Genomic DNA, 20,803 nt, shown 5'->3' on the forward strand with positions numbered 1-20,803 from the left:
TTTGTTTGTCATTTTTTCACGTACTTGTTTGTGCTTTTTCAGGGACTGCGGCGGCGTCACGTCTTATGCAGTGATTCCTGTTTATGCATGGATGCGTATCCTTTCGTCGCTTCATTTCTGACCGTAATCGCTGATGCTTTCCTCCTCTAAGTGCTTAGGGTGTGATCACAGGGGCGTTATGCGGCTGCATTCTGCCTACAGCTAGTGGAGAGCTTTTGGTTCCGTCTCCCTCGCAGGCGTCGCAGTTAACAGAGCAGTCAGGGTCTTAGCCGTTGGTTGCTCGTGCATAAAAGTAATATAGCATTCTGTACGTAAGGATGATTCCCTTATAGAAAAGATTATTTGATTTCCATATAGCAGGATGTCAGGATAGGCGTAAAACCATATGTATGAGATATGCCTAGGACTCCCAGTGATACGCCAAAAGACAAACTGACTCTATCTATAGATAAGGATGTGAAGCGACGATTTGATTTTGTCTCCAAGTGGCACGGCTTGACCATGAGCCACGTAGCCACTGAATTGTTTGAGGAGTGGCTTGCTAAGAATACGCCGCCTGGTCTATTCGATAAGGAGCCAGCCCAAAAAGGGAAAGGGCAATGAAGAGAATGGATAAAGATGCAGAAAAGACGGTTCAGTTACGGGTTGACATTCCTGATGCACTGAGGACTCGATTAAAGACCCAAGCTGTACGGCGAGGGGTAACGATGGGGGAATTATTACAGGAGTTGATTGAAAAACCGCTTAGACACTTGGAGATTGAAGCGTTAGAGGAGGCTAAAACTAAATGACCCAACTTAGTGAGTTAAGCGGTGACTCACCAGTCACTCACGAAAAAAAGCACCGAGAGAGTCGGTGCTTTGCCAGGGTTCGCATCATCGATTGGTAGCTTTTACATCATTCAGTTAGTCCAGCGTCTATTCTATCGCTGGACACAAAAAAGCCCCGTCATGCAGCGGGGCTTTTCGCTCATCTCTTCATCTCTCGCGTTCACTTGGTCGTGAACTGGCTAATTCTAGCGCTGCTGTCGGTGAGTGGCGGGTAAGTTACCGCCGCTTACCCTGATTAGGCCACTCGGCAAAAGCCAGAAAGCAGAGCACCAAGACTATGCCAACCCCAGGCACCCAGATGCCCAGAGTGAGGAGCCACTTTAGGCCGCCAGTGAACCCGGTCTTTGAGATTATCTTGAACCAAACCCATCCGATGAAGCCGAATAGGATTAAATAAAGAAGTAGCTGCATTTTTTTCAATTAGTTGTCGGGTGGGCTGGGAGTTAATCCCAGCTTTTTAATACTAAATAAGGTTTGAACCGATGGCAGAAGTGGAATTTAACTCAGGAGATTGTCCCCCTCTCCCAGATACATTAGTGATGAGTGTGTTGGCATGGGAGAAAGGAAAGATAAATCATAGCTTTGTTTTTGACCAAATTCGGAAATACAACCAAACTCGACGGCAACTTTACCGCGACAAAGCATTATTAGCTGTGGGTATCCACGTTGGCTTGCTTAAGAAATCCAATGCAATCGCCCCAGAGCTGAGTAATGAGGAGCGTCAGCGCGTCTTGTATTTTTTGCTCCAATTTCTAAAGAGTGAAGGATGCAACGTGAAGCTTGGGTGAGGTATTGGTGAGTTATTGGTGAGTTTTAGAGTTAATATAGTAGCAACTCACTAAACACTCACTGGTAAGTTATGGGAACTGACAAGCCTAGAATTCAATCGTATCTAGAACCAGAGGTCTATCGAGACCTTCAAGAGTTTCAAGCTTTGCAGGGCTTGAGAGAGTCGGCGGCGGTCAATCAAATCTTAAAAGAGTACTTTGGTTGGTCTGATTCTTCGGCCTCAATTTCCAGCTTTCAATCTCCTAGCCTTGATGAATTGAAGCTTTTGATTCAGGAGGAATTATGGGGCGAAGGGAAGTCAGATTTTATTGACGGTATTAAAGCCCACGCCAAAAACGTTATCGCCGAAGAAGTCACTGAGGCTAAAGAATATTGGCACAGCATTGATACTAGAGAGCGGGTTGACCGCCATCAAATTGAAATTGCCAAGCTACAAGAGCGGATTGAGACTCTAGAGAAAATCTGCCAGCCGATTGAAGAAGCTGAAAGCCAGCAAAATCATTCAGGCGGATTACAGGAAATACAGGATAGGCTCGAAGCTTTAGAGGATAGCGTTGAACTGTTGTTAAACGAGCCAGCAACACCCACAAGTAACTCACTTGATTTGACGCGATCGCCATTATCCACAGCTCGGTATGAAAATGTTAAATTATTACCTGAAGCCATTAGTGTACCGATAATTGAGGCTATCGAGGGCGGTAAGGTGCAAGAGGTTGATGAGCTGAGTAACTTACCGAGTGAGTTAAATCTCTCTCAGTTAGCAGTTGAGGATTTTCAATGGACAGGTGACAATGCCATTGAGTTGAACCTTTCTCAGTTAGCCCGACGCCTGGGAATTTCTAAGAGTGTCCTGAGCCGGCGCAAATCTCAAGCTGATTTTCTGGAATGGAGTAAAGCCAATAAAGCCAAAGATCCAGAGGGTCGCACCTGGCACTACAACCCAGAGCGTCAAATCTTCAGGGGGATGTTTCTATGACTTGCCCCAGAAGATGATTGATTACAACAGCTTGATCGCCTCCGTCACCTGGGCCTCACTCACTTCTATATATGTCTTCAGTTGACCGATGTTTCTGTGCCCCGTCACTTCCTGAATGACTCTGATTGAGACGCCGCTTTTATCTAACTCAGTAATCGCTGTGCGTCGGAATGAGTGAGTGCTGATTCCAGCATCCCCTAGCCCAGCGTGACTACATGCTCTCCTCAATGCTTCATCAGCCGATTGCCGAGCTAGATGATTGAGTGGATTATCTCGGCTGGGGAATAACCATTTAGAGCCAACCGGGATTTCATAAGCCTCAAGCAACTCTTTGAGGGCTGGATGCAAATGGATTTGGCGAGTTTTACCGGGCTTGTTTTTGTAGCCTTTGCGGTTGGCTCCTTTAAATGTGATTACTGGCCTAACCTTCCCCTTAACGTCGAACACGTCGAGGGTTTCTAATTTCAGGACAGCGCTGATGCGCTCGGCGGTATAGCGGCAGATGGCAAATATCAATTTATGAGATGGCGACTGAAACGATCTCATGATTTTGCTCATTTCTACCTTGCTGAGCACTTTTGCTTGACCTGACCGATTCACTTTTGGCATAAAATTTTTATGCTGCTGAAATGTCCAATAGAGAGTCATTTTAGCAGGGTTCCCGACTAGTACAGCCCAGTCACGTCAATCAAAGGCGCTGCCAGCTTAGATCCAAGGAAAAAGGCTACCCTGCTGAAATGATAATTAGAGCAAGATTGTATCTGTTTTAGGAAGACAGTATAACAAATAGTACACGCATAGTACTATTTGTCGCATGTCCACGATTCTAAGACTTTATACCCAACGTCTTTTGTGCCAAGTCTCGCGATGGAAAGGATGGGTTTTTCTGGCACGGAATCCAGCAGGCATTTTGCACGAGCAATTTTAAGATAGACCTCGAAGCGACGGGTATCGAAATTCCAGCCCGTTGGTTCCAAGACAAAGCGATCGCCCACGTTTAGGTCCCAGATGCGAATAGGGACTGGGATAATTTGAAAGCTTACTGAAAACATGGCAACTCTCACTCCCGGTACGGGCGGCACTTTAAAGAGTACCACCCTGGAAAATGGATTTCATGAAGCTCTATCCAGGGTAGCCCTGGCGGAGCAAGATATCACCAAAGACACGCAAGTATTAACCCGCGTGACCATGTCAAACGATGTGAGAGCTTCTCGCATCACTGGTACATTCACGTTTGCCTTAACCAAAGAAACCACATCAGCCGGGTCTACCTCTTTCATCGTGGCGGATCACCTTACAAATTCGGGTTATGCCGCTGGGACTGGTGGCACGATTAAATCGGCTACTTTACCGGCTGCGATTGTGGAAATTGCGGAAGCCCTGCAAAGCAAGGAGCAAATTACATCCAAAAACTCATCGAATATTAATACGATCACCGGCCTGACTTACGACTCTGAAACTTTGCTGGTCAGTGGCTCGTTCGACTATTCCACGGTTGCCACTATGTCTGCATCCGGGGAATTGACCGTATCCGCGAAAACTTACTTAACCGATTAATGGGCTTATTTAAAAGTGATACGGTAGGCATCAGCCACGATATCAGTGTGGTTTACAGCCCATCAATGGGTCAATCTATCATCACGCTGGTGGACAATAACCCGAACCAAATCCGGGCTAAATTTGGCTTGGGGAATTTGCCAGGGGTCGCCAACGGCTTGCTGGATGAGCTGAGATGCTACGCCAGCATCAGTAGCCTTTCAGAAATCGCCTTTCCAGATATCAAGAATGAAGACCCAGAAGCCATAAAGGTCACTAAAGCTCAATCGTTTGAGTGGAAGACAGCGCGTTTTGAATTAGTCGTTTTCAAAAAAGCTAAAAACGCGGCCGATTGGGCTGAATGCGGCGTTTCGGCTTTAAAAAATAGTGGTGGATTTCGCTATCGCATTCATCGAATGCTTGATCTTGTCACTGACAATATCGGTGCTCGCGTTGGGGAGTGGGGGAAAATCGGGGTATCGGTTCGAGCTGTAGGCTACGGTGTCCCAGCGGCTTTTGACCGAATTACGTTCACCGGGAATTGGCAGCAAGAGTTTACATGGGTGCAAGAGCATCCGACCTATGTCCAAATCAATCAATATGGGTCTTCCAGTTCAGCTTCTCCCAGTCCAACACCAACGCCAACCCCCGCACCACAACCGACCAGCGCCCCAACACTGACCGTTACCCGAACAGTGGATAGCACGGGTTACATCTACGCTGATGCTGATACTGATATTACCTTTGCCGCTGGGAACTTACTGGCTAACTATCCGTTTACGGTGCGATTTGTTAGTGGCGGGACTACTGTTAAGTCGGACACTTATACGTCTACTGCCGACACTTGGACTAGGACGTTTAAGCCTTCAGAGTTAAATCAATACGGCAGTAAGAATTACACCATTGATTTTATCCATGGAAATTACACCCTTAATAATCCCACGTCTTTAAACATTGTTATCCCTGTCTTTTCCGTGGTGAATGGGGCAACTTACAACGTGGGGACGGGTAAGCAACTAGCATTTAATTTCAGCGCCACCCCTTATAAAGCGGAATGGTACAACACCGTTTGGACTTTTAGCTTTGCCAAAGATAATGGTTCTGGGGTTTTTGTTGATAAAACTGATTTTAGCCAGAATGTCACCCTTTCGTTTAATGGCTTTGTTCAAGGGGCTGCTATTAGCTTGAATAGTGCCACTTTTGCTAATGCCGGCTGGGGCAATGGCACTTATAAAGTTAAAGCTACTAAGGGAGCTTATAGCATTTATTCAGTTCCATTTGTAGCATCAGTAAGCTAATGAAATTCTATTCATTCAATGGAAAAGTTCGATATGAAATTGCTGAGGAAGCTTTTATTCCTCCACTTCGCTTAATGTCTCCTGCCCAGTGGCAATGGTACCTCTGGAAGTTCTACCATGAACCTCCTTATCACCCAAATAAACAACGCTGCAATACACTCTTGCATGGCCTGAGTGTGCCGAGGGGGTGAAATGGCAAAAGCTCGGCTTAGTCGCGATTACACTCAAGATGTCATTGACGCCAAGCAGCGTTTTGATGATGTTTTAGAGCACATTGAGGAGCCGCCAGATGGGCAAATTCCTTTAGGCGATTGGGGAATCTATACGTCTCCCAACTTGCAATCAAATGAGCCGGTTAGCCCGTTTGATTGCGACCAGTATCCGGATAGTCCCTATTGCGGCGGAAATCCTTGGACGAAGACCCCAGTAGGATTAGAGCCAGAGTGGGGTATGGATGAATGCGGGGTATGGGTCGAATTAAACCCAGTTCTGGGGTTTACTAAACTTCCCCCTGTTAGTATCGGCTGGCGTCGGCCTGGAGAATGTAGGGAAGAGGAAAAACCCCCAGAGCCAGAGCCAGAGCCAGAGGATGAAAGTCGGCCTGTCTCCCCTTTGAAATTCCCCGATACAATTGACCCAAACCTTGATGTTTTTATTGTTTTAGTTCGTGCTTATAAATATTATTTTCTCTATACCCAAGGCGACCCGGATAATTATGGGCGGATTCCTCCCCCAACTTCTAATTTACTAATCTCAAACCACGATTTAGCCGATAGCTTATATCCGGCTCCTGCTTTAACGGAATCTTATTTTCCCAGCCGCACGACGGGCCTTTATACTCAAGTGGCTGGGATTGGTCGGGCTAAAATTAAAGAAACTACTTTAATTGTAGAGAAAGGATATCAACCCGACCCCAATTCGACGGCTTCTATTCCTCCATTGGTGCCAACCGAGACGATTAGAAACATTACAAGAGAATGCACGGGCTGGATAACAAGCGACCAGTCTCCCCCCCAAATTCCCAACGTTAAGCGATACGCCAGCCGCCCCCTGACAGGGAATTACTTGATTACCAACTGTTCTGAGCCGGGTTTTATCAACCTTTCAGCCTCAGTGGTTATATTTGGCAAAATCAATCAAATTAAGCGAGACTGGGAGAATTATGTTGGGGATGTTAACTTTCGATTCCAAAAGGGAGTCAACGGCGCTGTAAATAACGGATTTGTTATTGACAAGGAAGAATGGAAAATTGCTTATGTTTCCCAGCCTAATAGCAAAAACTTTCCTCCCCCTCCCAATCAAAAGAAGAAAAAGAAGTGCTGTATGCAATGTTGTAGTAATAATTCCCAGTCCAATAAACAGAATCAAGATAATGCTGAAATCCTCCGACTCTTACGGAAGATTGATAAAAATATTGGGGGATTCCCCTTCAAAGCTGAAATTTTTGATAATGATTCTGAAAAAGTTGGAATTCAAAAGAAAAATATTTCGGTGGGTTCGCTGGCTCATGCCAATGCTTTAGCTATTGGGGAATTGCAAAGAACTCTTAAAGCGATTGGCATTGACCACTTTCCTATCTACAGCCCGTCTTCTGTAATTCAAGACGAATCCAATGGGCTATTGGGAGATTTGGGAGATTTAAAAAATAAATTATTTAAACAAAAAATTGATAGTCTGGCTGAATTTTTAGTTTGGCGCGCTAAAAACGATAACGAAATATTTGGTCAATGGCAAGAAGTCATTGAGATTCAAGATTCTGACCCAAATGTTAAAGGCAACCAACCCAAGCGTGTTGTTTTGCCGAACATGGCCAAGACTTTAAGAGAAATTATCCTCCTCTTAAGTGTCTTAATTAAATCTCAGGGCTTTAGTATGGACGCCCTCTTAAAGATGTATATTGATGTCGCCAATACAAAGGTATCTGTAGCGGCTGTTGAAGCCATCATCCGGGATGTTCAAGATTACTTGGACTACCCAACCAACACTAAAACTATTGATGTGCCGTTGGGTATTTCAATTCCCAAAGACAATGATCCAACGGACGATAAAGAAGATGTGGAGCGGTTTTTGAGGAGCTCTACGGTAAAAGCGATGTTCGACGATTGGACGGGGGAAGGGTCGATTCACGACATGCTTTTGACGTTATTGGATGCCGCTTCTCGTCAAATTCAAAAACCCCATACGTAAAGGATAAAAAAATGGCTGATAAAGCCAGTGGCTCGATTCGTGCCCAACAAAATAAAATTAAACAGCAAATGAGGGCTGACATTGAGGGTACTCAATCGATTGCTGACCAGTTAACAGGCAAGCAACCCATTGGAAGTAAAAGACTTCAAACGGCTAATACGACTAAAAAGAAACCCACGACGCCTGAAAAAGTGGATACGAAGAAATTGGAGAAATTTATTGATTTTATGGAAGAGTCTTACAAAACGACAACGAATAAAGTGGAGATTACCCGAAAAATATGATCTTAGCCTTTGATTTGATGGCGGTCTTCAATGGAAGTGCTGCCCAAAAGTTAAAAAAAGCGGCAACTAAGGTGATGACGTGGGCTAAAAAAAACCCGCTTAAAGCTTTAGGAATTGCCGTGGGTGCAATTGCTGGAGTTGCCGCTATCTTTTTCCTCGCTCCCCTGTTTGCGGCTGGCGTCGGAGCTTTCCTTTCTGCTGGTTTGCTTGTTCAAATTGGAGTGCTTCTCACTCTCTCGGTATTGTTCGGTGCGGTGATGGGCATCGTGCGAGTGCTGTGGAATTTCAATTGGGCTGAGGATGATAAAAGTCTAGATGCTGAGATTAAAGCGGCTTACGATAGCCTTTATGGGCTGGCGGGAGGATTCTTAGGAAAGAGCTTGGGCTTTCTGGTATGTGGGGCCATTCCTGGGGCTGTGGCGTTTTCGTTTAACAAGGGCATGGCGGCGGCGATCTTTGAAGACTTGAACGAGGAAGCCCAGGAGGAATTACTCAACAGCTTGGCGGCTTTGGCTAACGCCACTTTTAGAAGCTTCATCACAGCCCAGATGAAGAAGCAATTCAAATCTGCCCGACGCTATCTCAAAAAACGACCCAATCACCCAATTAGTAAAATCCTCCGCGAAAAAATGGGGGAGGACAATTTTAAGAAGTGGGGCCAAACTGAGGGGCAGACCTGGAGTTTGTCCAACCAAGTTGAGGAGCGAGTGGAAAAAATCAAAGACCCTAGGTTGCGTAACTTTACCGAGGAGTTTTTAGAAGAGTTTGCGGATACGTGCTCAGATCAGTTGTACAACACGGTAAACACCGTGGAAAGCTTTCTGGCTGCTCAAGAGATGATTCGTCGTAGATCTTCCGGCTTGGATGCTGACGAGTCATTGGTTACAGTAAGTATATCAACGGCTTCGACTTGATACGGGTATGGCTTCTGACCCACGGTTCTCTCGACTCAAAGGCATCGCTAGTAAAATCAATCTGGTCGGAAATGATGACCAAATTAAAACTCAGCTATCGCTACTATTGGGCGTAGCCGAATTACTTGATGTCACGGGCAAGGGGTTAGATCTGAATTTTGAGAAGTGGATTGAAGACTTCGAGAATGGGTTCAAGGGATTTGCCCCACGTTTAAATAAAACCTTGAATTCAAAGCCTTGGGGGCAAGCCGCTGGCGAAAGACCAAAGGTGAGAATTTTAACTGAAAATAAAAGTTATTGGACAAACGAAGGATATTATTTAATTGAATTTTTCCCGAATCGGGATGTTTTAGAAGAGTCTTACATGCTGTTTGGGACTCCCATCCAGTTGATGCAAGAACTTCTTCGGATTATGAATAATTACTTATCTAAAGACCGCTCTGACTGGATTGGGTACCCTATTGATGATTATATTACTGAAACACCAGAGCATTTAAACTCTAAATTGTTTCTTCAGCTATACGAGCAAAAATCTCCACCTTACAGGCGAAATCAAAAAAGAGCTTCGATTTCAGTTCCCGAAGTGCCAAAAGAAAAGCTAGATTGGTCAACGATTAAAAATAAAATTGGTGCCAATGGTTACTTGTTTGGTCGATTCATTACCACAGTTGCTTATTCTAATGGACGCCAAACTCAGGCTTACGCTTCAACCAAAGAGAAATCTCTACAACTTGCTACAGAATTAAGCGATTTATCAAGTTTAAATATAAAAAGCATCCGAACAGCGGAAGTTTATAAAACTGGTATTCACGACACAAACGCTTTCAGGGAATATAAGGAAGAAAGGATTTATCCGGGAACCATGTATGTTTTGAAAGTTTTCTCAACTCAAAACGGCAAAAAGCGAACTAAAAAGTCTACCCCCTTTATTCCATTGTGGAGCGTGACCAAGCCCAATAATTTTAATGACTTAATTAATGATGTCTGGATTCCTCCGGTACCCACAGCAAATTAGGGCAGATTAACGTGGCTTTGTTTGGCTGTTTACGCTTGGTTTTTATCGTGTAAAAGTCTCTCAAACCCTAGGGTTTGTGCATACGCCACAATGCCCCAAAACCTTACCCACACTGGCTAGTATCGATTTATCGAGTTAGACGAATCAGATGACATCAAGACGTGGAAGAGCTTTTTCAGATCTAGAGAGAATGGCTAAAAAAGCGGGGCTTCAAGCCGCTGCCGGTTCCCCCCTTGGAAACTATTTAGCCTACAAAGCCGGCACTCGCAAAAAGGAGATGCGGAAAACCACAGGCAAACCAACAGCAGCCGAACGCAAGCGGATGGGAATTGCGGTCATTCCGTTTAATAAGCCGGTTGTTGCTGGTCCTTTGGGGTATTACAGCACAACCATTACGGTTTGGTCTGCGAATGGGCGTACGGCAATGGGATTAAGCGACGCCGAGTTAGGGTATGCTGCTCCAACGGGTGTTAGTGATTCCTCTGGTTTTTTCCCCGCTATCATTAAGCCCGTGCGGCGACTCAGCACGACCCCGACGAATGCTGGTGCAATATCAGGAATCACGGGCGAAAAGTACGATTATTACGCTACTAATAGTTACTCGGTGCCGTTTGGACGACGGGCGGCTAATCCTACCGATACAGAAGAAACACGACGGGCGGATTTAAGCGATGCAGCTAAGGCCGCGACACCGCCGGCCCATACAGTCGGGTACGAGCCAGAAGTTTGGCGGCATGACCCACGTTCAACCGCTGCGCCTTTAGCTGGAACAACGGCACCGACTGGGGCAACTTAAACAAGGAGTGGTTATGAGCTCTTTAGAATCGCCTGATTTAAATTCGCCGTTAATTTTGCCTAACCCTGAGCAGTTTCGTCAGTATGGTTCCCTCTTTTTCGTCCAGGTTTTTTTAGATACGGACGATTCAGGAGACATTCAACACCAGATACAGCAGGGGTTGGCAATTGAACGCACACTAGCTAGCTTTTGTAAGGGTGAGATATCTCTGGCTGAATTTTTTGATTTAGCTGAGATTCATTTAGGGGCAGACCAAATCGATCAATATGTTGATGAGGTCTGCGACGGACTTGAAGAAAACCTTCAGCCTTTAATTTTGGTGTGAGCATTGAGCTTGACCTGGGTAACGCTGCTCATTGGGAGCAGTTTCATTACAGCTCCCGCCAAGTTTCTTGGCGAACCAATTATTTGTTCAATCCCCTTGAAGAAATCGACTGTAGTGGCGGCACCTTGCTCGAATCCAGCATCCTTGCTAGCTTTGCTAATTCGACTAATGCTAAATCGACTTGGCGGGTTGCGGGTTGGCTCCATCAAAAAATTAGGGTAGGGGTTGCTGTCGGTGGAGGGCTTGATGCAGTATCCCAGCACAATAGCCGGGTGTTACTTAATCGGGTCAATCTCCATTTTTGGCGTCGTGACATTAAAAGCTACGGTCTGTCATTTGCTGCAACTAACTGGATGCAGCAATTAAACTTAACCTTGTGGAAGTATACCGGGCCAATAATAGACTTAACTCAAGAGGCGATTGACTTGACGCGAATTGATATCCTGCGAACCGAGGCCAAGGTGGACATCCTCTTTAAGGACTGGAAGCGATGAACCTCAACTGGGAACTGCTGATCGACGCCGACATGTCAGAGGATGATTGGCAATTTAGCGCTCCAACTTCTGCCAATCTCTTGAGAATTGATCAAGTGGATGCCCCAGAGATTGGACGCTTTGCTCTAGCGCAAACGACTCTGGCTGATTTTGAATTCTTAGATATTAATGCTTACCCAGCGCGCTCGGAATCCACGAGAATTACGCTAGATGCGGTAGGGGTTGACCCTCGACGGATAGCTATCCGCTATCGCTATGGTCAATTCCCGGAAGGGGTCGCCAACACTTGGCAAGTCAAGATCTATGGAGCCTCGGCTGATTTTCAACCAGCGGTTAACCCCTCGGCGATCGTCCTCACGTTTGATCCGCGAATCGCCGGCGCGATTCCCTTGGAAGAAAAAGGGATTCCTTTGGGCGTGGCGACTCTGGATGAAGCGGGTTTGATTGACGAAGACCAACTTCCGACCACGGGCTTGGCGGAATTGGTCGCCGCCAACATGGAAGCGACGGATAGTTTAGCTGACCAAGTAGAACTTTTAATGGCGCCTTTCTTAACCCAAGCGGTTAGAGAGCAGCTTATCCAATTAGTAACTGACGAAATGGCTATTCAAAACGCGATAGGAAATGTGCTTCGGTCGGGGATTCAATTTATTCTCGGCTCCGATGCCCCAGGCGATACTTACTTTAGATCGGCTTCCGGCCCGTTGGCTCGGTTGGGAATTGGGAGTAATGGTCAAGCTCTGGTCGTGAATGCTGGATTGCCAGCTTGGGGGACAATTTCTAGCCTGAATTGGTCGGTGATTACGGGCACGAGTCAGGCTGCTGCAATCAACAGTGGCTATATCGTCAACGCTGCCACTCTTTCAACGATTACTCTTCCCGCTACGGCGGCGGTTGGGAGTGTAATCCAAATTGTCGGCGTCGGCGCTGGCGGTTGGCGGCTAGCTCAAGCCGCTGGTCAGCAAATTGTATTTGGCAATGTTTCCAATACCGCTGGAACGGCTGGTCAATTGAACTCTACCCATCAGCGTGATTGTATCCGGTTGGTCAACATCATTGCCGATACTACATGGCAGGTGACATCGAGCATCGGCAATATTGATGTGATATGACTCGCCAAAATGCGACTAACAATTATGTTGATTCTCAAATCGCAACGATTAATTCGCGATTAACTGCTGTGGAGCCGGCAGCGGCTCCAACCACTGACATCCGCATTAATTGTGGAGCAAGCATTGATTATGTGGCGGCAGACGGGAAGACTTGGCTCAAAGATAACTACTTTACCTTTGGAAATGCTGACGCTTCGTATTTGGGAGTGATTGGCGCGACCTATGATTTCGTATTGTTTAACTACAGTCGGAGCGGCGGCGCTGGCGGATTTAACTATAAATTCTCTGTTCCCAACGGAAATTACAAAGTAGAGCTAGGATTTAGTGAAAATTTCCATACTTCCGTAAACTCTCGAAAGTTCCATGTTGATATTGAGGGAGTCAGAGTTTTAACTGATTTTGATATCCGTGCTCAAGCTGGCGCTCGATATTCCGCTATTAAAAGAACTTTTACAACCACGGTTTCGGATGGCGAGTTAAATATACAGTTCACTCCGACCGTGGACGGGGCACAAATCAACAATATTCGAGTTTATTCTATTTAAAATGGCTATTAATATTGTGTTAATAGAAAAAGATGATAATGTTCGTTCTAACTGGAGGGAGCTATTACAACTTTTTAGTTATCAAGTTAGCACCGCTCATTCTTTAGAAAAAGTAAAATCAATTAACGAATTGATTCCTATTTATTTTGACCATATTGATGTGGTGGTGGCTGACACAGACTTGGTCGGTATGGACGCACTGAAGCTTAAACAGCTCCTTAACAACGACTATGCAAGGATTCCGTTGATTCTCACGTCTGCAAGCAACGTGCCTGAGTGGACACTTGACCGGGATGAATTGGGTGCTGTGGCTTTCTTGAGAAAACCGTTCGAGAATAGCATCTTGCTGGAATATGTCAGCAAGGCACTAAAGATTAAATCTCTATTTGAACAAGATTTGGATTCATCAAGAGCTATCGCCAAGCTCTTAATTACTCAACCGAACGAATTGCCAGTAGAGATTGCTTTGAAGCGCTCCTATACAATGGGGCGCTATCGAAGTAGTGATGAGTTTCACGCGGATATTCGGCTAAATTCTCCGAGTGCCAGCCGTAAACATTGTTTTCTCATCCGTATCTATAAGGGTAAAGACTCGTACTATAAACTGATTGATTTTAGTAGTAACGGAATTCTGATCAATGGGCGACGAATGCCCAAAATGGCTCGATTGAATCACAATGATGAGATTGAGCTTTATCCTGAGTGCCGAGCAACCTATACTGAAATTGCTCGTGAGAGCAATGACTTGGATGTCACGCTGACAAATAAGGATGATTAGCGATGAGGCAGCAGCTAGTTGAGAATTGGCAAATTAAGCGTATGAACCAGCTATTTCATGAGGAGCATCTAACTCGTGTGACAATCGCCAAGCGACTGGGCATCTCGCGAACCACCGTGAGAACTTACTTGATGTCCCTTGAGCAATGGAAGGAAAGACGCAAGCAGCTAGGGTGAGACCAGACTTACTCAGTTTTCTCCACGGTAAAACCCTACAGGCATTGTCCTTTAAGGATTACAACTTAATCCAACTCAAATGAAGTTTGAAGCGATCGCCTCATCGCCCGGTTCAGTCTTTCAGAGTGGTTTTATGAAAAATGTCCTTCTTTTTCTGCCGGGATGGCGTCAATCCGATCTGAATTTTCAAATGAATTTAACGGCCTATTACAACTTGTAACACCCCCCCGGCGCGAGAAAGTTGTAGTATGCCCGCCGGCTTCCGCCAGTAAATCACCTAACGATACATTGAGCGGCTGGCAGAGTGGGGGAAGCATAGCGGTAGGGGCAGAATGAGCGCCGGATAAACGCCTGTATTCCGACCGTCTAGAGCTCATGGTGCAGAGTTTGGCGCGTGGCTGGTAGATGTTACATCGATACAACCAAACCTTGGGTTTTGCCCCATAGGTGAAGAAACGGGATGAGATGCGATGGAAGCCGACCTCTCCCACTTTGATCGTGTTATAGCCGCCTAGCCCCTTCTCAGACAGATAGTAGGAACCATCGACAGATGATCGTAGATTTACGTCTTCTGAAGGCTCTACGGCTCCCCCATCGTGGTGGAGACAATCAGCGGCTAACTTGTACTCTGACTTTGATTGCACGACCTGGCGTCTATCCACGTTCATCAGAGCCAGGTGCCGACGAACGGTGCGATCTGCGATGCCCCTCTCATTCGCGATCGTTTGTTGGGAGACACCGAAGGGGATAAACCCCCTCGATGTCCAAACCCGCCGCTTGCCAATGTGAATGACACAACGGATGCTCCCCTTGGCATGATTATCGGAGAGCCGCTGTGCTTCTTCACTTGGGAAAAAGGCGTCGGGCTGAGGAAGCTTGTAAATTTTCCGAGCTGGTCCCGGAAGTTTGCGCCAAGCGGCAAAACGAGAGAGTTGCTGCAACCTTTGAGTTGTGGCGACGGTGGCAGCAGCCCTCAATTTTTGTAATGTTAAAATCTCGTGTAGGCCAACCTCTGAGGGTGTACCCCATGGAGCGTGCCTCTGTTTGCCGCTGTCTGAATCAGATATCAGGTCACGGCAAACAGCAAATAATCCCCCTAGTGCGACCCGTAATTTTCCCCGCTGGCACTTCCACCAGCGGAAGGCTCCAGCGGCTTTCCCCTCGCGAAGCCATTGATAAATGGATGATGGGGCAGCTTCTAGCAATTGGGAGATGGTAAGAATTGGGAGTCGCAAATAGCCAGACCCATCTTGGTCGAAGGCGCGGCAAAAATACCAAAGTCTAACCCATGGTCGCCCCTTCTCTACAATGCGCGAGTGTATCCTCACTGTGAAGCGTGAGAGGATGTCGGCTGATAGAGATAGATAGGGTAGAGCTAGAAGTTGATACACGTTTCATTTTGCTTGCCCCCCCGGTTTGTTAAATCTCGATCGGATAACGATCGATCATCAAAATAATTTGTTACAGTCAGTGAACATTTTTATATGTGGTTTTCCCCTGGTTGGGGGAAGCGGGATGGCTTCAGTCGCTCGTTTGTCGTTTCCAGGGGGGACAATTTCTTGAAAATTTGGAAAAAACTCGAACGACTGAAACACTTGCGGAGACCCGACTCCAAAAAAACAAATCGGGAACTCGTCCGTAGGACGAGTTCCCTCTAAATCGGTTCTACTCGTTCGTAGTTTTTTGGAGTTAATGGTAACGCTTTCTTCGCCGCCATGCTTCCGGGATTTCCCGGAGATTTGTGAACTCGCTTTGCTCACTCGCCTCAATTGCCAGTTGAGAGTGGCAAACTTGAACCCCTCAAGTAAGGTGTGAGTGTGGGAGCTGGCGATGACTGTGTGGCTCCCCCCCTCGAAGAAATCTTCAGGGCTGATGAATCGAACGCGATCGCCTGGATTAAATGCCGGGGGTGGGTAGTCGATGGGTTTACAGTAAATCATTCAACCTTCCCCGTTTAAAACTTTCTCGACGGCTATAGATGCTGATTTAGTGCTTTGGTAAGTTGCAACCATCCGATCCATCTCCTCAATAGATAGAATGATTCTTTGAGTTTGTGTCCCATGAGGGAACTCAACGGTTTGGGTTTGTAAGAAGTAGAGATTCCCATCCACTCCTCTTATAAGTTCCAGACTGTTATGAACTGGGACGATCATTCCTTCCTCTTTCATTGAGTCGCTCCTTTGAACATCTTCTCGATCGCCCCTGGCCTAAACCAGTCGGGCAAGGTCACGGGCATGTCCTCCACCAATTCGCCGGCTTCGTTTTTAAATCCGTTGAGTGTGCCCTTGAAAGTTGGGTTGTAATCATTGTCAGCGTTAAGCAGGAGGTGAAGGGTTCCACGCTCTCTTGCTTTAGCCATCCCCCCACCTTTGCCCATGCCCTCATTGGTCACGCTGTGAGTAATGGCAATCAGCCCATAAGCCGCTTTCCTCGGCGCTGATAACGCAAACTTCATAAAGCTCTTGGCGATGTCGGCGCACTCTGCATAATCCCCATAAGTGGTCAGCTCGTCAAAAATTAAAGTCTCAACGGCGAAGTTATCCTCGTCTCGAATTTCAATCCCTTCTAAAAATCGCTCCAAGCCATCCCGTAAACTCTCACCATTCTTATTGGAGCCATAAGCCTCGAATTCTAGCGGCTGGAGAATGCTCCAAGCTTTGCTTTTATTCTGGTGGTAGTCCGTATCTACAACCCAGCCGAGCTTGTGCCCCTTGAGTTGGTATCGGATATAAGCGACCAGGGCAGCGGTGTAACTTTTGAATGAACCCTGTTCACCCTCGATTATCAAAATTTTGCGGGTAGTGCACAGGGTGTGCAACCAACCCCCTTCATGCTCCTTGAGTTTCTCAATCAGCTCAGCCTTTGCCGCTTCATCTCCAGTCGGTTCATTCGCCCCGGTGTCTTTTTTCTTGGCTGGCTTATTCAGCTTTGCCGCCTCAGATTTGTGCTTAGCTTCCTTCTCGGCTTGCTCGGCGGCCTGAGCTTGGAGCGTGGCTAGATGCAAATCAAACTGAGCTTGGTCTAAGCGCTCACCTTTGGCGTAACGCTCGGCGGCAAGTTGACGTTCGCCGGGAGTCATCAGATCTAACATCGCCTGCCCATGGTCGCGGCTCATCATCTCTTTAATGAACTCGCTCTCGTTGTGCTGGCGCTGGGTATCGAGCGTAATGTCCAGCTCGTGGGATAACGCTCTCTTATAGAGTTCCTTCCTCCGGCTCCAGATGAAAGCGTCTAAATGATCGTCGAGTTGGTTGGTCGCTGACTTGAAAAAGGCAAACGCCGCTCCGAGGAACCCAGCGCTGGCAAGTCCGTACAAACCCGCATACGGGTTTTGAGCCGGGATGGTCTTGAGAATACTCACTTTAGATGCGAACTGCTGATTCTGCTCAGCTTCCATCGCCACGCGCCAGGTGATGCCCCGGCGAATCTTTTCTCCAGTGCAATAGTCATGTTGCTCTGGGTGAGTCAGGTTAGGCGGGTTGAAACAGAATAGGGTGTAGTCAAATCGGCTCCCTTCCATGGAAAAAGCAGGGATTAACAAAGACGCGGCTGTAACGATGAAAAACCCAGACGCCAGCGTGTTACGTCTGAGTTTACGGGAAACTTCGAGCTTTAATGATTCTAGGTTGTTCATTTCCAAGGACTCCTCAAACCTTTGACGAAGCCAAATAACAGAACCATGCCGACTGAGGCGAGCACCACGGGCACGAATAGCGGGGGAAGGAAGTTCTCCACCTGGGGGCGCTCGTAGTTGTGAATCTCGGTGTAAACAGCGTTGAACGCCTCAATGGTCGCCTCTAAATCATTGGCGATTTTATAAATACTGATCGTGACAATTGCCACTGATGACGTGAATTTGATGATGGTGATAATAGGTCTGTTCATTATCTTTAAACTCCATCCCTCCTCTGTTTTTTGAAAGTTGATTTCGGTCAGCCCACTTAAACTCGGAATCCACGCCACAAAAAGACATAACCAGGTTGTAAAAACCTGGGTGACTGCAAACTGGAATAACAAGAGAGCGAGTGAAGCGCTAGCGACTTGGCAAGATGCAAAAAACAGCATCTCTTCAATTAACTGTCTCGTTTGGATTTTGGCCTTTTGTGTGTGAATATATTCCTTTACAAACGTCTCTGTTAAAGTGTCTGGCTGAGGCTTTTCTTGTTGTATTTCTTCGTCAATTCCTGGTATCATGAACTCGGTTTCCATAAAGTATATGAGTTAAGCCCTCCGAGCATTGATGACCTGCTCGGAGGGCTTTTTGATTTAGAATCCTAGGGCTGAAACAATACGGCCTAGGGATTGCATAATTCCCTTAGATTGCTCCACCCTGGGAGAGTTTGCAGAGGACTCAGACGGCACGTATTCACGCTGTGGCAGCAAGTCTAATCGGGCATTCTCGCCATTAGAAAGAAGAGCTTTAGCCGCACTCATTTCAAAACGTCTGTCTTCTTCTATCTGTCGAATTTCGGGTCTGTTGGTTTGCTCAATTAATCGAGCATCCCCATCAACGCCAGTCATGTATAAATCAATGTAGCTCTTGAGTTGAACGTAATTGATGGCGTAATTGTGCCGCTGTAACTCAGACTTGGCGGCGGCGATATATTCAGCCTTTAACTCCTTGCGTTGGTTGCCATATTTTGAGTTTGCAAGAGAAGCCTGGGAGGTTGCCTTATCGATATTGATGGCAGAGGAACCACTCTGTTTAAGAATGGCTGAAATCCCTCGATTGTATTCCTCAGTACCTTTAATCAAATGCCCGTATGCTTCGGTGAGCATCGGCATTAATTCTTGAATCTGTTGACCTTGACGGGCGGCTTCTCCAATGTTTTTTAAGGCTTCTCGGTCGCCTTGGAGAGCTTTGTCTAAATCAGATAAGTCAATTCCAAATTTACCTTTCATCATGCCTGAGAGGCGCTTGGCTTTGACGCCGACGTGGTTTTTAATTTTGAAATTCATAATTTTACTGGGTTTGCGAAGTTGGTTGGTTGATTCCATTGAGTTGGCTGGAATGCCCTACTGATTGAGCTATAGGCGATTGAGAAAACAATCAGAGCGAGTAGGGCATTGATTAACCAGGCTGGGACAGTGAGCGTTAGGGGTTGGGGTGAGTTAGTCGTTAACTCACCTCGTGACTCCTCTAGTTGAATGTGGTTTGAACTTGGCTCAAAAACTTCTGTTTGTTTTGTGCCTTTTGGGCGAAAAAATCATCATTTCGTCCTGATTGAAACGAATTAGATTGAGCTGACCGAAGATTATTAATCGTGCCAATGGCTGAAGTTAAGATATTTCCCCGTTTGTTTAGGTAGGCCGTAATCAACGTCGAAGTCATTTCCTCTATGTCGCTAATTTCAGCCATCAGCTCTTGAGCCAGTGAGCTGAGGATATCTACGGCCTCTTGATTTCCTGTCGCTCCGAGCTGAGCAATCGCTTGGTCCACAGCTTGAGTTACTTTGAGCTGACTGATAGCCGATGACGGATCGCTTTGACTGGAATCTGTCACGGTCAGCGAGGATTCTTCAGATTTTTCAGGCTCTGGGGGCTGAAGACAGGGTAGGTCTTCCACGGGAATATCGAAATTTTCAGGAGTGGGGATGTTAATTTCTGCTTCTGGCTCCAGGGCTTGAGAAATTTCCTCGGTTTGAATTGGGGTGATCGCCTGAATTTCTTCTGGAATTTCGATGGAGGCTACCAATCGATCGAAGGCTAAAACCATTTCTTCCTCACTTGGCTCCAGGGGAGAGAGTGAAACTTGAACTAATGCTTGGCGGCACTCTTCTTTATTGAAGCGGTAGCCCTTGGCAGTAAGGCGAGACTGTAAACGCTTAGCAAACTTATCCATGATTAACTCCTTGGGGTAGTGCGGGGGAAAAACTAGCTTTATAGATGAATGCTTGGGTCAAGATGACTTTGAGAGCTGAAGCTGGATAACTTCTATCTCTGCGATAGCCACCGATAGAACTGAACCAGCGGCTAATCGTGGTTTGATGGGGTTTGACCCCGTACCCACTCAGAATGCTGACAATCTCTGAGCCTTTGAGTGAGGCGTGAGATTGCATGATCTTTTCGGCCTTCTCATAGCACTCTAGGATTCCGCTCACTCCGATAGCAGAGCGAGGAATTAGAGTTCTGATTTGGGCGAAGAATTGGAGATTCTCCGGTGTCAGTTCGAGTTGGTGTTTCGCTAATAGTCGCTTTGTCGAGTACCAGGAGCGGTCGGTGACTCTTCGCCCTAGCGCCAACTCATAAGTAAGTCGAGCGTCTTCTTGGTTCATAATGGTGTTAACTCTTCAAGAGATGAGATCCTGGTTGATGGCGCTGGAGTTGTCCATGCTGTCAGCGCTATCGTCCAGAACCTCGATTATCCGTTTCAAGCATTGATACTTACGGCTGAATTCCTTGTAAAACGCTTCGATTTGGGATTCGTGTTCCTCCTTTAGAGCTTTGATTTCTCTGGCATAGTCAGCAGCAAGGGCTGTGATCAGTGGGTGTTTTGAGATTGATTTATGCATCCTCGTCGTCCCAATCATCCAAGTAAGGAATTGTGCGTAGCGAGTTCAGGTCTAGCCCTAGATTTTCGGCATTGTTGTAAGCATCTGCTAAAGCAGTAGCTCTGGTTGAAAATACGGGTAGATTTGGCTCCTCATCTTCGTATTCACTTGGGCTACTGAATAAAGCCCATGCAGCTTCTTTTCGTTCGGCTGGTTCAGTTCTTGGATTAATGCTCCACCAGGGCATAGCTTTTCCT

Annotated in this window: 30 protein-coding genes; 18 read left to right on the forward strand and 12 right to left on the reverse strand. The window is 46.5% G+C overall.

Translation table 11 applies throughout. From position 1 onward, the window contains the following. Positions 1 to 396 precede the first annotated feature (396 nt). From MIC7113_RS32730 to MIC7113_RS32750, 5 genes are all read left to right on the forward strand, one after another. The gene (locus MIC7113_RS32730) at positions 397 to 603 is read left to right on the forward strand and encodes a hypothetical protein (protein WP_015186351.1); all 207 of its coding nucleotides are present in this window, start codon (positions 397 to 399) and stop codon (positions 601 to 603) included. After that, positions 600 to 791, forward strand: a complete 192-nt coding sequence (locus MIC7113_RS32735; protein WP_041781615.1) for a hypothetical protein — start codon at positions 600 to 602, stop codon at positions 789 to 791. The genes MIC7113_RS32730 and MIC7113_RS32735 overlap by 4 nt, the downstream gene beginning before the upstream one ends. Before the next feature lie 21 nt (positions 792 to 812). After that, entirely contained in the window at positions 813 to 1,004 is a 192-nt protein-coding gene (locus MIC7113_RS37125; RefSeq protein ID WP_155898323.1) for a hypothetical protein, read from the forward strand. Positions 1,005 to 1,312: 308 nt separating this feature from the next. Then, positions 1,313 to 1,618, forward strand: a complete 306-nt coding sequence (locus MIC7113_RS32745; RefSeq protein ID WP_015186353.1) for a hypothetical protein — start codon at positions 1,313 to 1,315, stop codon at positions 1,616 to 1,618. A 71-nt stretch (positions 1,619 to 1,689) separates the two neighbouring features. Next, positions 1,690 to 2,595 (forward strand): hypothetical protein, encoded by a 906-nt coding sequence (locus MIC7113_RS32750; protein ID WP_015186354.1) that lies wholly within the window; start codon positions 1,690 to 1,692, stop codon positions 2,593 to 2,595. Positions 2,596 to 2,616: 21 nt separating this feature from the next. On the opposite strand, the gene MIC7113_RS32755 is transcribed toward MIC7113_RS32750, so the two are convergent. Next, positions 2,617 to 3,243: a tyrosine-type recombinase/integrase gene (locus tag MIC7113_RS32755; RefSeq protein WP_015186355.1), complete on the reverse strand. Its 627-nt coding sequence runs from the start codon at positions 3,241 to 3,243 to the stop codon at positions 2,617 to 2,619. A 155-nt stretch (positions 3,244 to 3,398) separates the two neighbouring features. Continuing rightward, entirely contained in the window at positions 3,399 to 3,647 is a 249-nt protein-coding gene (locus tag MIC7113_RS32760; protein ID WP_041781617.1) for a hypothetical protein, read from the reverse strand. Here MIC7113_RS32760 and MIC7113_RS32765 point away from each other — a divergent pair. From MIC7113_RS32765 to MIC7113_RS35735, 13 genes are all read left to right on the forward strand, one after another. Then, positions 3,646 to 4,152, forward strand: a complete 507-nt coding sequence (locus MIC7113_RS32765; RefSeq protein ID WP_015186356.1) for a hypothetical protein — start codon at positions 3,646 to 3,648, stop codon at positions 4,150 to 4,152. The genes MIC7113_RS32760 and MIC7113_RS32765 overlap by 2 nt on opposite strands. Beyond that, positions 4,152 to 5,429, forward strand: coding sequence for a hypothetical protein (locus MIC7113_RS32770; protein ID WP_015186357.1), 1,278 nt, complete (start codon positions 4,152 to 4,154; stop codon positions 5,427 to 5,429). Before MIC7113_RS32765 ends, MIC7113_RS32770 begins: the two co-directional genes overlap by 1 nt. A 192-nt stretch (positions 5,430 to 5,621) precedes the next feature. Then, positions 5,622 to 7,616: a hypothetical protein gene (locus MIC7113_RS32780; RefSeq protein ID WP_015186359.1), complete on the forward strand. Its 1,995-nt coding sequence runs from the start codon at positions 5,622 to 5,624 to the stop codon at positions 7,614 to 7,616. Between the two features lie 11 nt (positions 7,617 to 7,627). Further along, entirely contained in the window at positions 7,628 to 7,900 is a 273-nt protein-coding gene (locus MIC7113_RS32785) for a hypothetical protein (protein ID WP_015186360.1), read from the forward strand. Then, positions 7,897 to 8,814 carry a hypothetical protein gene (locus MIC7113_RS32790; RefSeq protein WP_015186361.1) on the forward strand — a complete coding sequence of 306 codons (918 nt, stop codon included), beginning with the start codon at positions 7,897 to 7,899 and terminating at the stop codon, positions 8,812 to 8,814. The genes MIC7113_RS32785 and MIC7113_RS32790 overlap by 4 nt, the downstream gene beginning before the upstream one ends. 106 nt (positions 8,815 to 8,920) lie before the next feature. Beyond that, positions 8,921 to 9,829: a hypothetical protein gene (locus MIC7113_RS32795; RefSeq protein ID WP_155898324.1), complete on the forward strand. Its 909-nt coding sequence runs from the start codon at positions 8,921 to 8,923 to the stop codon at positions 9,827 to 9,829. Between the two features lie 190 nt (positions 9,830 to 10,019). After that, complete coding sequence (locus tag MIC7113_RS32800) at positions 10,020 to 10,625, forward strand: hypothetical protein (protein WP_015186363.1); 606 nt, start codon at positions 10,020 to 10,022, stop codon at positions 10,623 to 10,625. Between the two features lie 13 nt (positions 10,626 to 10,638). Beyond that, complete coding sequence (locus MIC7113_RS32805) at positions 10,639 to 10,950, forward strand: hypothetical protein (protein ID WP_015186364.1); 312 nt, start codon at positions 10,639 to 10,641, stop codon at positions 10,948 to 10,950. Then, positions 10,947 to 11,444: a hypothetical protein gene (locus MIC7113_RS32810; protein WP_015186365.1), complete on the forward strand. Its 498-nt coding sequence runs from the start codon at positions 10,947 to 10,949 to the stop codon at positions 11,442 to 11,444. Before MIC7113_RS32805 ends, MIC7113_RS32810 begins: the two co-directional genes overlap by 4 nt. Continuing rightward, a complete protein-coding gene (locus MIC7113_RS32815) occupies positions 11,441 to 12,556 on the forward strand; it encodes a hypothetical protein (RefSeq protein WP_015186366.1) in 1,116 nt (371 codons plus the stop codon). The genes MIC7113_RS32810 and MIC7113_RS32815 overlap by 4 nt, the downstream gene beginning before the upstream one ends. Further along, a complete protein-coding gene (locus tag MIC7113_RS32820) occupies positions 12,553 to 13,101 on the forward strand; it encodes a malectin domain-containing carbohydrate-binding protein (protein ID WP_015186367.1) in 549 nt (182 codons plus the stop codon). The genes MIC7113_RS32815 and MIC7113_RS32820 overlap by 4 nt, the downstream gene beginning before the upstream one ends. A gap of 1 nt (position 13,102) precedes the next feature. Further along, positions 13,103 to 13,879, forward strand: coding sequence for an FHA domain-containing protein (locus tag MIC7113_RS32825; protein ID WP_015186368.1), 777 nt, complete (start codon positions 13,103 to 13,105; stop codon positions 13,877 to 13,879). Positions 13,880 to 13,881: 2 nt separating this feature from the next. Further along, entirely contained in the window at positions 13,882 to 14,055 is a 174-nt protein-coding gene (locus tag MIC7113_RS35735; RefSeq protein WP_015186369.1) for an HTH domain-containing protein, read from the forward strand. A gap of 131 nt (positions 14,056 to 14,186) precedes the next feature. On the opposite strand, the gene MIC7113_RS32830 is transcribed toward MIC7113_RS35735, so the two are convergent. The 10 genes from MIC7113_RS32830 to MIC7113_RS32875 form a co-directional block, all read right to left on the reverse strand. Then, complete coding sequence (locus MIC7113_RS32830) at positions 14,187 to 15,446, reverse strand: hypothetical protein (RefSeq protein ID WP_015186370.1); 1,260 nt, start codon at positions 15,444 to 15,446, stop codon at positions 14,187 to 14,189. A gap of 57 nt (positions 15,447 to 15,503) precedes the next feature. Beyond that, positions 15,504 to 15,995, reverse strand: coding sequence for a hypothetical protein (locus tag MIC7113_RS32835; protein ID WP_015186371.1), 492 nt, complete (start codon positions 15,993 to 15,995; stop codon positions 15,504 to 15,506). Further along, positions 15,996 to 16,223 (reverse strand): hypothetical protein, encoded by a 228-nt coding sequence (locus MIC7113_RS32840; RefSeq protein ID WP_015186372.1) that lies wholly within the window; start codon positions 16,221 to 16,223, stop codon positions 15,996 to 15,998. Next, the gene (locus tag MIC7113_RS32845; RefSeq protein ID WP_015186373.1) at positions 16,220 to 17,689 is read right to left on the reverse strand and encodes a hypothetical protein; all 1,470 of its coding nucleotides are present in this window, start codon (positions 17,687 to 17,689) and stop codon (positions 16,220 to 16,222) included. The genes MIC7113_RS32840 and MIC7113_RS32845 overlap by 4 nt, the downstream gene beginning before the upstream one ends. Then, positions 17,686 to 18,264 (reverse strand): hypothetical protein, encoded by a 579-nt coding sequence (locus MIC7113_RS32850; protein ID WP_041781618.1) that lies wholly within the window; start codon positions 18,262 to 18,264, stop codon positions 17,686 to 17,688. The genes MIC7113_RS32845 and MIC7113_RS32850 overlap by 4 nt, the downstream gene beginning before the upstream one ends. Before the next feature lie 57 nt (positions 18,265 to 18,321). Next, a complete protein-coding gene (locus MIC7113_RS32855) occupies positions 18,322 to 19,014 on the reverse strand; it encodes a hypothetical protein (protein ID WP_155898325.1) in 693 nt (230 codons plus the stop codon). 181 nt (positions 19,015 to 19,195) lie between these two features. After that, positions 19,196 to 19,897 carry a hypothetical protein gene (locus tag MIC7113_RS32860; protein ID WP_015186376.1) on the reverse strand — a complete coding sequence of 234 codons (702 nt, stop codon included), beginning with the start codon at positions 19,895 to 19,897 and terminating at the stop codon, positions 19,196 to 19,198. Then, positions 19,890 to 20,330: a hypothetical protein gene (locus MIC7113_RS32865; protein ID WP_015186377.1), complete on the reverse strand. Its 441-nt coding sequence runs from the start codon at positions 20,328 to 20,330 to the stop codon at positions 19,890 to 19,892. Before MIC7113_RS32865 ends, MIC7113_RS32860 begins: the two co-directional genes overlap by 8 nt. A gap of 15 nt (positions 20,331 to 20,345) precedes the next feature. Continuing rightward, the gene (locus tag MIC7113_RS32870; protein ID WP_015186378.1) at positions 20,346 to 20,567 is read right to left on the reverse strand and encodes a hypothetical protein; all 222 of its coding nucleotides are present in this window, start codon (positions 20,565 to 20,567) and stop codon (positions 20,346 to 20,348) included. After that, complete coding sequence (locus MIC7113_RS32875) at positions 20,560 to 20,793, reverse strand: hypothetical protein (protein WP_015186379.1); 234 nt, start codon at positions 20,791 to 20,793, stop codon at positions 20,560 to 20,562. The genes MIC7113_RS32870 and MIC7113_RS32875 overlap by 8 nt, the downstream gene beginning before the upstream one ends. Positions 20,794 to 20,803: the final 10 nt, after the last annotated feature.

The sequence above is a fragment of the Allocoleopsis franciscana PCC 7113 genome (genome assembly GCF_000317515.1).
GTDB lineage: Bacteria > Cyanobacteriota > Cyanobacteriia > Cyanobacteriales > Coleofasciculaceae > Allocoleopsis > Allocoleopsis franciscana.

What these genes read in the sequence shown, in the direction of transcription:
- MIC7113_RS32730 (WP_015186351.1), top strand. Translation starts at nt 397, where the DNA reads ATGCCTAGGACTCCCAGTGATACGCCAAAAGACAAACTGACTCTATCT.
- MIC7113_RS32735 (WP_041781615.1), top strand. Translation starts at nt 600, where the DNA reads ATGAAGAGAATGGATAAAGATGCAGAAAAGACGGTTCAGTTACGGGTT.
- MIC7113_RS32745 (WP_015186353.1), top strand. Translation starts at nt 1,313, where the DNA reads ATGGCAGAAGTGGAATTTAACTCAGGAGATTGTCCCCCTCTCCCAGAT.
- MIC7113_RS32750 (WP_015186354.1), top strand. Translation starts at nt 1,690, where the DNA reads ATGGGAACTGACAAGCCTAGAATTCAATCGTATCTAGAACCAGAGGTC.
- MIC7113_RS32755 (WP_015186355.1), bottom strand. Translation starts at nt 3,243, where the DNA reads ATGACTCTCTATTGGACATTTCAGCAGCATAAAAATTTTATGCCAAAA.
- MIC7113_RS32765 (WP_015186356.1), top strand. Translation starts at nt 3,646, where the DNA reads ATGGCAACTCTCACTCCCGGTACGGGCGGCACTTTAAAGAGTACCACC.
- MIC7113_RS32760 (WP_041781617.1), bottom strand. Translation starts at nt 3,647, where the DNA reads ATGTTTTCAGTAAGCTTTCAAATTATCCCAGTCCCTATTCGCATCTGG.
- MIC7113_RS32770 (WP_015186357.1), top strand. Translation starts at nt 4,152, where the DNA reads ATGGGCTTATTTAAAAGTGATACGGTAGGCATCAGCCACGATATCAGT.
- MIC7113_RS32780 (WP_015186359.1), top strand. Translation starts at nt 5,622, where the DNA reads ATGGCAAAAGCTCGGCTTAGTCGCGATTACACTCAAGATGTCATTGAC.
- MIC7113_RS32785 (WP_015186360.1), top strand. Translation starts at nt 7,628, where the DNA reads ATGGCTGATAAAGCCAGTGGCTCGATTCGTGCCCAACAAAATAAAATT.
- MIC7113_RS32790 (WP_015186361.1), top strand. Translation starts at nt 7,897, where the DNA reads ATGATCTTAGCCTTTGATTTGATGGCGGTCTTCAATGGAAGTGCTGCC.
- MIC7113_RS32800 (WP_015186363.1), top strand. Translation starts at nt 10,020, where the DNA reads ATGGCTAAAAAAGCGGGGCTTCAAGCCGCTGCCGGTTCCCCCCTTGGA.
- MIC7113_RS32805 (WP_015186364.1), top strand. Translation starts at nt 10,639, where the DNA reads ATGAGCTCTTTAGAATCGCCTGATTTAAATTCGCCGTTAATTTTGCCT.
- MIC7113_RS32815 (WP_015186366.1), top strand. Translation starts at nt 11,441, where the DNA reads ATGAACCTCAACTGGGAACTGCTGATCGACGCCGACATGTCAGAGGAT.
- MIC7113_RS32820 (WP_015186367.1), top strand. Translation starts at nt 12,553, where the DNA reads ATGACTCGCCAAAATGCGACTAACAATTATGTTGATTCTCAAATCGCA.
- MIC7113_RS32825 (WP_015186368.1), top strand. Translation starts at nt 13,103, where the DNA reads ATGGCTATTAATATTGTGTTAATAGAAAAAGATGATAATGTTCGTTCT.
- MIC7113_RS35735 (WP_015186369.1), top strand. Translation starts at nt 13,882, where the DNA reads ATGAGGCAGCAGCTAGTTGAGAATTGGCAAATTAAGCGTATGAACCAG.
- MIC7113_RS32835 (WP_015186371.1), bottom strand. Translation starts at nt 15,995, where the DNA reads ATGATTTACTGTAAACCCATCGACTACCCACCCCCGGCATTTAATCCA.
- MIC7113_RS32840 (WP_015186372.1), bottom strand. Translation starts at nt 16,223, where the DNA reads ATGAAAGAGGAAGGAATGATCGTCCCAGTTCATAACAGTCTGGAACTT.
- MIC7113_RS32845 (WP_015186373.1), bottom strand. Translation starts at nt 17,689, where the DNA reads ATGAACAACCTAGAATCATTAAAGCTCGAAGTTTCCCGTAAACTCAGA.
- MIC7113_RS32850 (WP_041781618.1), bottom strand. Translation starts at nt 18,264, where the DNA reads ATGGAAACCGAGTTCATGATACCAGGAATTGACGAAGAAATACAACAA.
- MIC7113_RS32855 (WP_155898325.1), bottom strand. Translation starts at nt 19,014, where the DNA reads ATGAATTTCAAAATTAAAAACCACGTCGGCGTCAAAGCCAAGCGCCTC.
- MIC7113_RS32860 (WP_015186376.1), bottom strand. Translation starts at nt 19,897, where the DNA reads ATGGATAAGTTTGCTAAGCGTTTACAGTCTCGCCTTACTGCCAAGGGC.
- MIC7113_RS32865 (WP_015186377.1), bottom strand. Translation starts at nt 20,330, where the DNA reads ATGAACCAAGAAGACGCTCGACTTACTTATGAGTTGGCGCTAGGGCGA.
- MIC7113_RS32870 (WP_015186378.1), bottom strand. Translation starts at nt 20,567, where the DNA reads ATGCATAAATCAATCTCAAAACACCCACTGATCACAGCCCTTGCTGCT.
- MIC7113_RS32875 (WP_015186379.1), bottom strand. Translation starts at nt 20,793, where the DNA reads ATGCCCTGGTGGAGCATTAATCCAAGAACTGAACCAGCCGAACGAAAA.